Below are 14,002 nucleotides of genomic sequence, written 5' to 3'. Positions count from 1 at the left end.
TTCATACTTAAAATTTAAAAATCGAAAATTATGGCACAGTCAAGAGCAAGTAAAAAGTTTATGAATTTAGCTTATGGTCTAGGAGCATCAATCGTAATTGTTGGAGCGTTATTCAAAATTATTCATTTTGAAATTGGACCGCTAACAGGAAATGTAATGTTAACCATTGGGTTGGTTACTGAGGCAATTATATTTGCAATCTCAGCTTTCGAACCGGTAGACGACGATTTAGATTGGTCGTTGGTATACCCTGAATTAGCCGGTGGTGAGGCGAACAAAAAAGAGCCTAAGGACGCCCAAGGTCTGTTATCTAAAAAATTGGATGAGTTATTAAAAGAAGCCAAAATAGATGGTGAATTATTAACGAGTTTAGGCGATAGCATTAAGAATTTTGAAGGTGCAGCTAAAAGTATTTCTCCTACTGTAGATTCTATTCAGGCTACAAAGAAATATGGCGAAGAGCTGTCTTTGGCAGCGGCACAAATGGAATCGTTAAACAGCTTGTATAAAGTACAATTGGAAAGTATTAACAAACAGGCGGCTATTAATGAAGAATCTGTAGAGAATGCAGCTAAATTAAAAGAGCAAATGCAGTCCTTAGCATCCAACTTATCATCATTAAATGGTGTGTACGGAGGTATGTTATCTGCAATGAACAAGAGCTAATTAGGGATTTGACCCCAATTAATTGATTAATTAACAAAAACCTAATTAGACATGGCACAGGCAAATTTATCTCCAAGACAGAAAATGATTAATTTGATGTATTTAATATTTATAGCAATGCTTGCTTTAAATATGTCAAAAGAAGTCCTTTCTGCCTTCGGATTAATGAACGAAAAATTGACGGAGTCCAATCAAGCGGCTACCGAACGAAATACGGCATTTATTGCTAGTCTGGAACAAAAAGCAATAGATCAGAAAGAAAAATACCAACCGTTAAAGGAGAAAGCTATTCAGATAAAAGAGTTGGCGACCAACTTTAATGCGTATCTGGAAGATTTAAAATCTAAAATGTCTAGTACGGTCGATGATCCTACAGATTATGAAATCATGGACAAAGGAGATTATCTGGATGAGAACTTTTTTAAGGGAGACAAGCTTAAGCCGGGCGGTGAAGAGTTTATGGATCAAATATCGTCTTTTAGAGATGGTGTGGTGAATGTTCTGGCTGGCGAAGAAGGTATGGAAGAAGTTATCCAGGATGTAAAGGATAAGTTTAAAACAGATCCTGTAAAACGTGGAGCTGGTACTGTTCACTGGTTAGAGCACCATTATAAAGGCTTTCCTTTAGTAGCTTCGTTAACCAAAATGACACAGTTACAGGCAGACATTAAAACAACCGAATCGGAAGTCATGTCAACCATGCTTCAAGGAACCCTTACTGGTGAAGTGTCGATGACCAACTATACCACCTTGTTGGAAACCACCAAATCGGCCTATTTTAATGGCGAAACTTTTGATGGTCAAATTGTGTTAGGTAGAAAAGATGCTACCACCAAGCCCAATAGAGTTGAATTAACCTTAGACGGCAGACCATTAACAGAATCACAATATACCATAGAAGATGGTAAAGTAAAATTGAATGTAGGTACCGGAAATCCTGGTGAGCATAAAATTGAAGGAAAATTAATTTTCGCTCAAGACGGTGATGAAATTGAAGTTCCGGTGGCATCATCCTTTGCTACAGTTCCGAGACCTAATTCGGCCACCATTTCAGCGGATAAAATGAATGTGGTATATCGTGGCGTTAAAAACCCAATGACCATTTCTTTTGCTGGTATATCAGATAATAATGTCTCAGCAAGCGCTCAAGGTTTATCACGAGTGAGTGGAAGTAAATACGTCATGGATGTCACTACAGTTAAAGGTAGAGAAGTAACCATTAATGTTACGGGTAAATTACCTGACGGTAAAACGACAAGCGATAATGCAACCTTTAGAATTAAGGATTTACCGAAACCAACTGGAACGATTCGAGGTGAAGACGGTCAGACAAAAATGCAACGTCAGAGTTTGGAAATTTCCACCGTTGGTGCAAAGTTTGATGATTTTGACTTTGAATTGCCATTGCGCGTTACCGGCTTTAAATTTAAAGTATCGGGTCAGCCAACTATAGACGTGAACGGTAATAAGCTGGACAGTAGAGCAAAAAGTGCATTGCGTAAGGCAAAACGAGGATCGGATGTACAAATATTCGATATCGAAGCCAAGGCTAGTGGTGTAAGCGTTATACTTAAAAAGGTATCACCTGTAATTATAGAGCTTACCAATTAATAGAATAGAAACAGCTATAGCTTTTAATGGTTATAGCTGTTACAAATCCTGTGCTAGGCACAGCCCCAAAGATGGATTGTGAAATATAAAATAGAACACATGAATTTTAAAAGTTTTTTATTAACCGTTATAACTGTTTTTGCCGCATCTCATGTATTTGCTCAGGCAAATATTTTAAATGCGAAATCGCCGGATGAGATTGGCGTAAGAACAGAATCACAAAAGGCTATCGATAACGATGAACCTTTACCTTATGGTTATGTAGACGATAGAGATATCCTTTTTTCAAAAAAAGTATGGGAAAAAATTGTTCTTGACGAGCGTGCAAACTTTCCGCTATACTATCCTATCGATACTAATAATATTGGCAGCAATAGAAGATCGTTATACGATGTACTGATGAAAAATATCAAAAATGGTAATATAGAAAACATTTATGATGATTCTTATTTTACAACGAAGCGTACATTAAAGGATATTCAAGCGGCTTTAGTAAAAGTGGATACCACAGAGTTAGGGATCGAGCAGTTAAATGCCGGAGAGGAATTGTCTGCAGAATATATCGATAGAAGGAATATCACTGCAGCCAATATTCAGGAATATCGCATTGTAGGCTTATGGTATTTTGACAAGCGACAAGCTGAAATGAAATATCGCCTTCTGGGGATCGCTCCTGTAGCACCGGACGTGAACTTCATCGATGACGAAAATCCGGATTTGGTTGAATTGTTTTGGGTATTCTTTCCAGATGCGAGAGAGGTATTACATGATGCCAAAGCCTTTAATAATGAAAATAGTGCCATTCCGTTTTCTTTTGATCATATCTTGAATTCAAGGCGTTTTAATGCGATTATCTATGCTGAAGAAAATGTTCAAGGGGATAGAAAAGTAAACGAGTATATTGCCCAAAATGCATTGATGCAGTTATTGGAGTCCGATCGGATTAAAACAAAAATACGCGATTTCGAACTTGATATGTGGACCTACTAATACACATAAGGTTTTCTAATAGATTAACGCCCACTTTGTTGTGGGCGTTTTTATTTCCTGGCATTAATGGAGTGCAGAGGTATGACGTTATGTTATGGTTATGCGGGTATCATGCCCGGTGCACATGAAGTGCCTGCCAACTAAGAATCAAATCAAAACTAGAGCCAACGGCACCACATATGTGAATTTACAGATCATCTTTATTCTCACTATATTCGCAACATGAATGTAGATTATATCGTTGTTGGCATAGGTTTGGCCGGTATTAGTTTTTGTGAACAGCTAAGAGCCCATAGAAAATCATTTGTGGTTTTTGATGACGGGTCCCAGAGATCCTCTTTAGTCGCTGGCGGACTCTATAATCCAGTGGTACTTAAGCGCTTTACAGCGGTCTGGAAAAGCGAAGCGCAGTTGAAATTAGTGAAAGACCAATATGAAGTTTTAGAGCGTCGGCTTGGTATAAAACTGATATCTCAGGTACCGGTGTATCGGAAATTCGTGTCCGTGGAAGAACAGAATAATTGGTTTACAGCTTCAGATAAACCCGAATTGAGCAAATACCTTTCAACGACGCTAATCAAAAATAATAACAAATCGGTTCAAGCACCTTTTGGATTTGGAAGGGTCAATCATACAGGTCGGATTGCTGTAAAGACCCTCGTTGAGGCCTATAAAAAGGAACTTATACAGGACGGCCTGTTTATAGCAGATGCGTTTCAGTATGATACCTTACAAATTTCGGATAAACAGGTCGCTTATGGCCATATAAGGGCAACACAGGTTGTATTTACCGAAGGTTATGGCATGGGCAAAAACCCTTTTTTTAAATCCTTACCGCTATTGCCTACAAAAGGAGAGCTATTAACCATCCATGCGCCTGAATTACAAATAGATTTTGTTTTAAAAGGCCCCGTATTTTTAATACCTATACACCGGGATCAGTATTTAGTGGGGGCTACTTATGATTGGGGTGATACCTCGAATGCGATTACGGAAAATGCAAAACTTGAACTTATCGATAAATTAGAAACACTTATTAACTGCCCATTTAAAATAGTGGATCAGGTCGCGGGTATTCGTCCCACAGTAAAGGATCGTCGCCCGTTGGTTGGTAGGCATAACCATTACAGGAACCTTTATGTGTTAAATGGACTGGGTACAAGAGGCGTTATGACAGGCCCATATGCAGCTAAACAGCTTTTTGATTTCATTGCGTACGATATTCCTTTGGAAAAGGAGATTGATATTCAACGGTTTGCTGAGGGTTAACTTGCTTTTTGGAGTAGAGGTTTAAGGATCTACAATTGAAATTTGAGAGGTAAGCTTGGGATGCCCTGTACTGCGTTTCTCCCGGCATCTCGCCATTTGTTAGTGTATAAAATAAGTGTTGTCTTTCGGTTCAACTTAGGGTTTTGACAGGGTTTCGTCGTAATGCATGAAAAAGTTAATCCAAATGTTTCTGGAAACTCTAATAATTATGGGCAGAAAGACGATTAAAGTGCTAACTATTGAAATAAAAACGATATGGATGTTGGCTTTAAATACAAAAAAGGAAATAAGGAATGCTGCCGTAGCAAAGGCAATCCCAACAGCATAGCTTACGTACATAGAACCGTAAAAAAATGAGGGTTCCATTTTGTATTTTGTACCGCAGTTGGAACAGGTTTCATACATATCTAAAATTTCCGAAAGTATATATGGATTTTTGTTTTTAAACATAGATTCTTCATGACATTTGGGACACGCACCGGTAAGGATACTATACAGTTTGTTACCTTTTCTAAACATATATTTTATGTATTTTTGCAAACGCATTTAGAGAATATAATACCCAATGACCTTAATAAGACAAAATGCGCAGGCAAATTTAAGGCTTTGAAATAAAAGGTAAAGTAATAAAAGTTACATTTTTATGATGAATATCCATAATTTATCAATATCGTTTCAAGGGGAATACCTGTTTGAGGACCTTACCTTCAAATTAGGGAATGGTGATCGCGTGGGGCTTATTGGTAAAAATGGAGCCGGGAAATCCACCTTACTGAGAATACTTTCGCGAGAAATGGAACCTGATACGGGTCAAATAGCAACAGATAAGACGCTTAAAATAGGGTTTTTAAAGCAGGATATAGATTTCGAATATGGCAGAACAGTTTTGGAGGAGTCTTACGAAGCTTTCAAAGCCATTAAACAGATAGAGTCAGAGTTGGAAAACATCAATACCCAATTGGCCGAACGCAGCGATTATGAAAGTGAAGGCTACCATCAGCTTATGGTTGATATTAACGAATTGCAACATCAATACGAAATATTAGGAGGGTATAATTATCAGGGTAATACCGAGAAAATTCTGCAAGGACTGGGTTTTAAACGGGATGATTTTAATAAACTTACCGATACCTTTTCCGGTGGATGGCGCATGCGAATTGAATTGGCTAAATTGTTACTGGAGGATAATGATGTCTTGTTGTTGGACGAGCCCACCAACCATTTAGATATTGAATCCATTATTTGGTTGGAAGGCTTTTTGAAAAATTATTCAGGAGCTGTGGTTATTGTATCTCATGACAGAATGTTCCTTGATAATGTCACCAATAGAACCATTGAAATTTCATTGGGACGTATTTATGATTACCCCAAACCCTATTCCAAGTATTTGGTATTGCGAGAAGAATTAAAGGCGCAGCAGTTGGCCTCCCAAAAAAACCAGCAAAAGCAAATAGAACATACCGAAAAGCTTATCGAAAAGTTTAGGGCCAAGGCCTCCAAGGCTTCTATGGCACAATCGCTAATAAAAAAACTGGATCGGATTGAACGTATTGAGGTGGACGAAGATGACCAAAGTGCTATGCGCCTAAATTTTCCGGTGTCGGTAATACCGGGCAAAGTAGTCATTGAGGCCGATCACATTTCCAAGAACTATGGTGATAATCAGGTTTTAAAGGACGTGAATTTGCTTATAGAACGTGATAGTAAAACGGCCTTTGTGGGTCAAAACGGTCAAGGTAAATCTACTTTGGCAAAAATTATTGTTGGTGAAATAAAACATAACGGTCATTTAAAGTTGGGGCATAATGTGCAGTTGGGATATTTTGCTCAAAATCAGGCCGAGTATTTAGATGGAAATAAAACGGTTTTGGATACCATGATTGATGCGGCGAACGAAACCAACAGGAGTAGGGTGAGGGATATTCTGGGATCATTCCTGTTTAGAGGCGATGAGGTGGACAAATATGTAAGAGTGCTGTCCGGAGGAGAACGTAATAGGTTGGCACTGGCTAAATTGATGTTGCAGCCATTCAACGTTTTAATCATGGATGAACCGACCAACCATCTCGATATGACCTCTAAAAATGTACTTAAGGAAGCATTGAAACGGTATGAAGGAACCTTAATTCTGGTGTCACACGATCGCGATTTCCTTCAGGGATTGTCCAATAAGGTTTACGAGTTCAAGGATCGTAAGATCAAGGAATATTTGGGAGATATAGACTACTATTTGGAGTCGCGTAATGTTGAAAATATGCGCGAAGTTGAAAAGCGAACCATCGTAAAAGATAGTCCTAAGAAAAAGCAGCAACAGTCTTATGAAGAGCAAAAAAGGTTAAAGGCCCTTAACAATAAATTAAGCAGTGTCGAGGCTAAGATTAGTCAATTGGAAAAAGAGATAAAGGCCGTTGATCTCGAGCTTGAAATTAATTATGAAGCCATAACCTCCGAGCCAAATTTCTTCGATAATTATCAAAAAATGAAAAGCCATTTGCAGGATTTAATGCAAAAATGGGAGGATATTCAACTGGAAATTGAGCAGTTCGTCGATTAGAAAGTGTTAAAGTTTTATGTATTTTGTCGAATAAAATGGTGTTTAGGCTGCCAATGCGCTATTTTCGTAGAGAATTAATCCCAAATTTATTCAGACATGAAAACCTTAAAGCTAACTATTGCCTGCTTATTCATTTCCCTTCATACATTTGCCGGTGTTTCACAAACCGATAAAGATGCACTTATAGCCTTGTACACGGCTACAAACGGGAGCACATGGAATACCACCTGGAACCTGGAGACCACTGTCGACAACTGGTATGGTGTAAAAGTAGAAAATGACAGAGTCGTTGAACTGAACCTCTGGTTCAATAACCTGGAAGGAACCCTTCCTCAGGAAATCGGGCTATTAACGTCCTTAAGAAAAATCAATTTAGGGTTTAATAAATTGCATGGAACCATACCGGCATCTATAAAAAACTTAAAAGAGTTGACCTCTTTAGAGCTTTTTATGAACAGACTGGAAGGTAATATCCCGAGTGAATTAGGGGAGTTAACAAAATTGGAATCCTTGCAATTATACAGTAATAAGCTTTCCGGCAGCATACCGGAGTCCCTTATGGGATTAACCAATTTAAAGGAGTTGATGTTAGGAAGTAACTTTTTAACAGGTACGATTCCGAATCAGATTTATGCTTTGTCAAAATTGGAAAAGTTAAGTCTCATCGATAATAAGATGGACGGGGAAATTCCCGTTGAAATCGCCTTATTGACCAATTTAGAGGAATTAGTCTTGTCCAGTAACCAATTTACCGGAGATTTACCCGGAGAGTTCATGAACATGACGCACTTGAACACGATTATGGTGAGCGATAATAATTTAAACAATGAATTTACCAGTATGTCCGGAAATAATCCGCCGGATATGATATTTATGGAATTGCAGAATCAGAATGCAACCGCGAATATGGATATAGAAAAAGAGTAATAAGCACCTAGTTTTTTTTGAGTAAATTAGTTAGTTAAACAAAGTAGATGAATTAAATTTTCATCTACTTTGTTTATTTTTACAATCATGGTGGAGCATCATTTTATTTGCCCCTATTGTTGGGAGGAGGTATCTGTTTTAATAGATCATTCAGTGGCGGAGCAATCTTACATTGAGGACTGTGAAGTGTGTTGCAACCCTATAAATATAACAATTCGGTTTCAGAATTTTAGATTAACAGACTTCCGGGTGGATCGTATTGGGCAGTAATAATTTTTTTAATATTATTCTTGATAAAGTTAAAAAGGGTTGTATATTTGCAGTCCAACATCGCGGGATAGAGCAGTAGGTAGCTCGTCGGGCTCATAACCCGAAGGTCACTGGTTCGAGTCCAGTTCCCGCTACAAAGAAGCCTCCAGATTTTCTGGAGGCTTTTCTTTTTGTCGCAAGTGAAGTTTTACTTCAACTTGCAGAAAAAATAAAGCCTTAAACAGCAAAGCTGTTCAGGCTTCTTTGTAAAGCCACCCCTCATCTGGTCCATTTCCCGAGCTAAAAGTGAGGGAAATGAATCCAGTCTGCATTAAATTGCGTTTAAGATTTTAGACCACCAAAAAGCTAATGCTATGCGCAATGGTTTTCTTTGTAAAGCCACCCCTCATCTGGTCCGATGAGTCCCGAGGTATCGGGACGAATCAATCCAGCAGCACATAAAATGACACTCATCACCATTTATGTAATTAAAGTCTCGTTAGGTTTCTTTGTAAAGCCTCCCCCATTCTGGTCCGCCGAAAAGCCGAAGGCTAATTCGGCAATCCAGTCATTTTACTTACACCTACTTATTTGAAAAGAAAGCCGACAATGGCATGGCCATCAGGTTTTGCTTGTAAAATCCCCTCCAAAAGGCCCAACGAGCAAAGCGAGTTAATCCAGCCTGTCCGTCCTGAATGATGTGAAGGCGGATTACCGCTAGAGAACGATACGATTATTTTTATATTTACTTTCATAAAAAAGGTAAAACGCTTTAATTCCTTATTAAATTCGATCGACAAAACAATATCAGGGGGAGCATCGAAAGAAAAACGTCACCAAAAGGTGGCGTTTTTGTTATGACCCGTTTGGGCGAGAACCCTGTACCGCTATAAACGGGAAAAACAAGACGATGGAAACTACTTAAAAACCACCTAAAATCTTAGTGGTTAATTTGTTGTATATTTAATTATTCCAACCAACATAAATATAAGATGAAAAAATCCATTTCTTTCTTTCTTTTGCTTAATACTTTTTTTGTTTTAATTGCACAGAATATCATAAAGTTACCATTAGAATCATCTGGACAGATAGTTTATCATAATAACGAAAAAGAATATTTCTCCAACATATTACAAACAAAGGTAGTTACAAATGTTTCTAGTCCAACTATAGAGGTGTTTCAACCATCGGAAGAATTAAAAAATGGGACTGCTGTTATTATAGCTCCAGGAGGTGGATTCTATGGTTTGAATATTGAACTTCACGGTAAGGAAATTGCTGAATGGCTTAATAATAAAGGGATTACAGTTTTTGTTTTAAAATATCGGTTAGTGCCTACAGGAGAGGATGGAGTAGCTGAACTTTTTAAATTAATAGAAAGCAATCCAGCCAAAATCGGACAGGAGATATCTAAGGTTATCCAATTTTCAATAAATGACGGTTTAAATGCTATTTCACATGTTCGCAGTAATGCTAGTAAATTTGGTGTTAAATCAGACAAAATTGGACTTATGGGTTTTTCTGCTGGAGGTGCGGTTGCAATGGGAGTGGTATATAATTTTACAGGAGAGAACAAACCTGATTTTTTAGTAACGGCATTCCCTTGGACTACAGTTATGCCTGTTCAAGTACCTCCTAAAGATGCTCCACCAATGTTTGTTGTATGTGCTTCTAATGACGATTTGGGGGTGGCACCTGGGTCCATCCAACTTTATAATTCCTGGCTTGAACAAGGTCTAAATACTGAACTCCATATGTATTCCAAAGGAGGTCATGGCTTTGGAATCTTCAAAAATGAACTCCCTTCAAGCAAATGGATAGAACGATTTTATGAATGGGCGGTCTCTGAAGATTTTGTTCCTTAAATGTAGATTTTGGCAAACTTTGTCAATTCTTCATTAAACTAACCAATAGCCAATGCTAAAATTCTTTAGATTATCGAAACACCATTTTGCAAGGCAAAATCAAAGGTCTGGTAGACCTTTGGTTGAGATAGCCGCATGCGGGAAAATAAAAAATACAAATCATGATTAAGTTCTTCAGGCAAATTCGTCAGCGACTACTTTCAGAAGGTAAAACCACCAAATATCTAAAATATGCCATAGGAGAAATTGTATTGGTTGTTATTGGTATTTTGATAGCCCTTCAGATTAATAACTGGAATGAAAAGAGAAAAAATAGTAAATTAAAAAATGCTTACACGGAAAGTTTAATAGAAAACCTTGTTATGGACAGTATTTCGATATCTTCGATAATAGGTAAAATTAATACTGATGTAAGAAATATTGCAAAATTTGAAGAAAGAGTTTCTAATTCTCAAAACCCCTTAGATACAATTCTAAAAATTGCTCGTTATGAATATCTTTTCACCATATATATTAATCGAAATTTCCTAAAAGATACTTATGAAGTTTTAAATTCTACAGGGCATATTGGTTTATTCTCAAATGAACTAGTGAAGAAACTTAAAGAGGTAAATAGTTTGCAAGAGCGTGCTATTTTAGATGTCTCAGAATCTGTTGTATCATACAGAAACGTCCTGATAAATTATTCAAGAAAATATCCTTTCTCATTTAGAAACAATTTAATCAAAGATAATACTAAAGCCGCAAGCGAAATTTGGAATAATATTTCTAAAACTGAACACGCTACAGAATTTAATTCTTTGATTATTACTAAAGGAGATGTCTACAGACTTGAGTTATTACATTATACTAAATTACAGACAAAAACAAATGAATTGCTTTCTCAACTTCGAGAAATATAATGTCAAAAAGCTTCATTAAATCCATAAAAAATAAATTAAACGTAAGCTAACCAATGATAAAATTTTTTAGATTATCGAAACACCATTTTGCAAGGCAAAATCAAAGGTCTGGTAGACCTTTGGTTGAGATAGCCGCTTGCGGGAAAATAAAAAATACAAATCATGATTAAGTTCTTCAGGCAAATTCGTCAGCGACTACTTTCAGAAGGTAAAACCACTAAATATCTAAAATATGCTATCGGTGAAATTGTTTTAGTAGTGATTGGTATTTTAATTGCCCTTCAGATTAATAATTGGAATGAGATTAGGAAGGCCAATAAAAAATCTAGAAACTACTTAATTGAGATTAAAAGTGATTTAAAAACGGACACCATCCGTTTTAATAGAGCAATAAAGCTCTTAAATAACATGATTGCTGATGAGAAATGGGTTTTAAACGCTACCGATTACACCTATAAGGATGTCGATAGATTATGGGAGTGTATAAGTGGTTGGTATATGCCCTTTAACATTAATACTCGAACCTTTAGAGAAATGCAAAACGAAGGAAACTCTAAGCTAGTTGGATTTGATAAACTCTCAGAAAAAATTAATGATTATTACATAAGAATAGACAATATGACCAAAGAACGAACTGCTTATGATAGGCAAGATGTTAATGAACGACGTGCTTGGCTAAGTGATTTGGAAAAAACAATAGAAATTAGCAACCACAGAATGCAAACGTTTGGAGGGGGCAAAGTCACAAAAAATTTTCCAATGAGACAAGATTCAATTACCAATATCGAATTGGTTATAGCCTTTGCCAATTCAACCCGTGGTCGCAATCATTTCAAACATAATTATATAAGACATATGATATTAGTAGATTGGTATAAAGATGTTGTTTCTAAAGCTAAGAACTTGATAAAAGAAATAGAAAAAGAATTACAAAACTAACGAAAGCACAACAACTACTATGATCAATAGCTCATCAAAAACTGGGTATATATTGCATCTATTTAATAATACTAACCAATAACCAATGATAAAATTCTTTAGAGTATCAAAACACCATTTTGCAATGCAAAATCAAAGGTCTGCCAGACCTTTGGTTGAGATAGCCGCTTGCGGGAAAATAAAAAATACAAATCATGATTAAGTTCTTCAGACAAATTCGTCAGCGACTGCTTTCAGAAGGTAAAACCACCAAATATCTAAAATATGCGATAGGAGAAATTATATTGGTTATGATTGGAATTCTATTGGCACTTCAAGTTAACAACTGGAATGAGAAAAGAATACAAAGCATAACCCTCAAAAAAGCTCTTGGACAAGTTATAAATGACTTGAAGCAAGATGAGGAAACTTTGAAAATTTATGAAGAGATGGAACATAAACACCTTCAATATCTGGAGGCACTGTCAAACAGGCATTATAACAACATTAAGTTAGATTCAATACTGCATAATCTGGACCATTACATGTACTTTTTAGAGAGTGATAACGCTTATTCAACGTTGAAATCAAATGGTCTGTTTTCGGAAATTAAAAATGAGGGCCTAAAAAGTAATTTGACAAACTATTACGAAAGAGTGTATGACGATTTAGGTGCTTCTACTGAATTTGGTGAAACCTTTACCAATGATAGAATAGTACCTTTTGTACTATCGAATTTGGATTGGGATGAAAACAAATTAGTTGATGAAACCCTAGTTAAAGAAAGGATGGCTACGACCAATCTTTTGCAACTTGTTAAATTTCAAATAGATGTCAAAAAATATTGTTTTCATGTTATTACTAGGGCTCTTACTTCAAATAATACTTTGAGAATTGAAATTGAAAAGGAAATAGATAATCTAAAATAACCAAAGCATAACAATGTCTATAATCAATAGCTCATTAAAAAAAGAGATTTATTGCTCTTATTAAATATTATTGACTGCCCACCCACACAAATTGCACATTATGATAGCTGATGGTCCATTGCGGTGTTGATTTTTCAAAATCAATTATTTTGATGAAGTCACTGATAAAGGTATTCTGGTCCGATACGTTTCAAGAGGTATCGGAACGTATCGATCCAGTTCCCGCTACAAAGAAGCCTACAGAGAATCTAGAGGCTTTTCTATTTTTGTAATGAATTATTTAGAGTATGAATAAACTAATATATTGTGTTCCACATCGTATCATTACAGATGTCGATTTAATCCTATATTTACTCACAATATTTTAAAGTTAGTTTTTATTCCTCAGCTTTGTTCAGTGGGGAATGATGTTCGTGAACTATTCTCCATCCATTATCAGTTTTGAGAAATAGTAGGGTCATTTGGTCATTTACAACAACGGAATCTTCTCCAAATTTTAGATGAAAATCAGTGTGAGTAGTCACATTGGCAATATCGCCATAAACAGCAATTTTTGTATTGTTCATATCAAATTTTGAGATTTCTGTAACAGAACCGAAAACTCCTCTTTCAAAATCTTCATTTTCTTTAGCTCCATTTCGGACTTCTCCATTTTTAAATTCCGTAAACTTAGGGCTATATGCATGAAAAGAAATTAATCTATCGAGGTCCCCATCTCTTACACTCTGTACTATGCTGTCTATGGTCATGTTTATTTCCTTTTTGGCTTCTGGAAATTCGTCATTTAAAAGGTCAACTTTCACCTCTGTTTTTTCCTCAATTTCTTTACAACTGCTTAGTATGGTTCCAAAAGCCATAATTGTTAAAACGGTTAATTTAATTCTCATAATTTTAAATTTAATTGGTTAATATTAATTTATAATCTTTAAAAGCTTTTATAAGTCTAATTATTGATCTCCTTTAAAAATGGGTTAACGGACCTATGTACAATGTCTTTTATTTATGTTTTATGAAATATTGGGTTGACATTAAGAGCTGAGTGAAATGTAGAAAAAATATGGTGCCAAATGGAACACATACCGGAATGTTTCCTACGTTACATGTAAACCGTGTGTTTTTTAG

At 36.2% G+C, this 14,002-nt stretch carries 13 protein-coding genes and 1 tRNA gene; 12 read left to right on the top strand and 2 right to left on the bottom strand.

Going from position 1 to position 14,002, the window contains the following annotated elements:
• Window positions 1-30: 30 nt before the first annotated feature.
• From porL to MR054_RS04560, 4 genes are all read left to right on the top strand, one after another.
• Window positions 31-666: a type IX secretion system motor protein PorL/GldL gene (porL, locus tag MR054_RS04575; protein ID WP_242082454.1), complete on the top strand. Its 636-nt coding sequence runs from the start codon at window positions 31-33 to the stop codon at window positions 664-666.
• Window positions 667-717: 51 nt separating this feature from the next.
• Window positions 718-2,277, top strand: coding sequence for a type IX secretion system motor protein PorM/GldM (porM, locus tag MR054_RS04570; RefSeq protein ID WP_242082453.1), 1,560 nt, complete (start codon window positions 718-720; stop codon window positions 2,275-2,277).
• Window positions 2,278-2,376: 99 nt separating this feature from the next.
• The gene (gene porN, locus MR054_RS04565; RefSeq protein WP_242082452.1) at window positions 2,377-3,267 is read left to right on the top strand and encodes a type IX secretion system ring subunit PorN/GldN; all 891 of its coding nucleotides are present in this window, start codon (window positions 2,377-2,379) and stop codon (window positions 3,265-3,267) included.
• Between the two features lie 222 nt (window positions 3,268-3,489).
• Entirely contained in the window at window positions 3,490-4,536 is a 1,047-nt protein-coding gene (locus MR054_RS04560; protein ID WP_242156391.1) for an NAD(P)/FAD-dependent oxidoreductase, read from the top strand.
• A 135-nt stretch (window positions 4,537-4,671) separates the two neighbouring features.
• Here the strand turns inward: MR054_RS04560 and MR054_RS04555 are convergent, their stop codons facing one another.
• Entirely contained in the window at window positions 4,672-5,055 is a 384-nt protein-coding gene (locus MR054_RS04555; RefSeq protein ID WP_242082449.1) for a DUF983 domain-containing protein, read from the bottom strand.
• Between the two features lie 124 nt (window positions 5,056-5,179).
• On the opposite strand from MR054_RS04555, the gene MR054_RS04550 reads away from it, so the two are divergent.
• The 8 genes from MR054_RS04550 (at window position 5,180) to MR054_RS04515 (ending at window position 12,880) form a co-directional block, all read left to right on the top strand.
• Entirely contained in the window at window positions 5,180-7,090 is a 1,911-nt protein-coding gene (locus tag MR054_RS04550) for an ABC-F family ATP-binding cassette domain-containing protein (protein WP_242156390.1), read from the top strand.
• A 96-nt stretch (window positions 7,091-7,186) separates the two neighbouring features.
• Window positions 7,187-8,017: a Two component regulator three Y domain protein gene (locus MR054_RS04545; protein WP_242156389.1), complete on the top strand. Its 831-nt coding sequence runs from the start codon at window positions 7,187-7,189 to the stop codon at window positions 8,015-8,017.
• Window positions 8,018-8,104: 87 nt separating this feature from the next.
• Window positions 8,105-8,287 carry a CPXCG motif-containing cysteine-rich protein gene (locus MR054_RS04540; protein ID WP_242157376.1) on the top strand — a complete coding sequence of 61 codons (183 nt, stop codon included), beginning with the start codon at window positions 8,105-8,107 and terminating at the stop codon, window positions 8,285-8,287.
• 61 nt (window positions 8,288-8,348) lie between these two features.
• Window positions 8,349-8,421, top strand: a tRNA-Met gene (locus MR054_RS04535).
• Window positions 8,422-9,258: 837 nt separating this feature from the next.
• Window positions 9,259-10,131: an alpha/beta hydrolase gene (locus MR054_RS04530; protein ID WP_242156388.1), complete on the top strand. Its 873-nt coding sequence runs from the start codon at window positions 9,259-9,261 to the stop codon at window positions 10,129-10,131.
• Between the two features lie 161 nt (window positions 10,132-10,292).
• A complete protein-coding gene (locus MR054_RS04525; protein ID WP_242156387.1) occupies window positions 10,293-11,033 on the top strand; it encodes a DUF6090 family protein in 741 nt (246 codons plus the stop codon).
• A 162-nt stretch (window positions 11,034-11,195) separates the two neighbouring features.
• Window positions 11,196-11,972 (top strand): DUF6090 family protein, encoded by a 777-nt coding sequence (locus MR054_RS04520; RefSeq protein WP_242156386.1) that lies wholly within the window; start codon window positions 11,196-11,198, stop codon window positions 11,970-11,972.
• Window positions 11,973-12,166: 194 nt separating this feature from the next.
• On the top strand, window positions 12,167-12,880 hold the full coding sequence (locus tag MR054_RS04515) for a DUF6090 family protein (RefSeq protein ID WP_242156385.1): 714 nt from the start codon (window positions 12,167-12,169) through the stop codon (window positions 12,878-12,880).
• 377 nt (window positions 12,881-13,257) lie between these two features.
• Here MR054_RS04515 and MR054_RS04510 read toward each other — a convergent pair whose 3' ends face one another.
• Entirely contained in the window at window positions 13,258-13,767 is a 510-nt protein-coding gene (locus MR054_RS04510; RefSeq protein WP_242156384.1) for a nuclear transport factor 2 family protein, read from the bottom strand.
• Between the last annotated feature and the right edge of the window lie 235 nt (window positions 13,768-14,002).

Origin of the sequence: Aestuariivivens sediminis (assembly GCF_022662105.1) — a bacterium.
In the GTDB taxonomy this organism is placed as follows: domain Bacteria; phylum Bacteroidota; class Bacteroidia; order Flavobacteriales; family Flavobacteriaceae; genus Aestuariivivens; species Aestuariivivens sediminis.
This window is presented reverse-complemented; position numbering and strand designations above follow the sequence as displayed.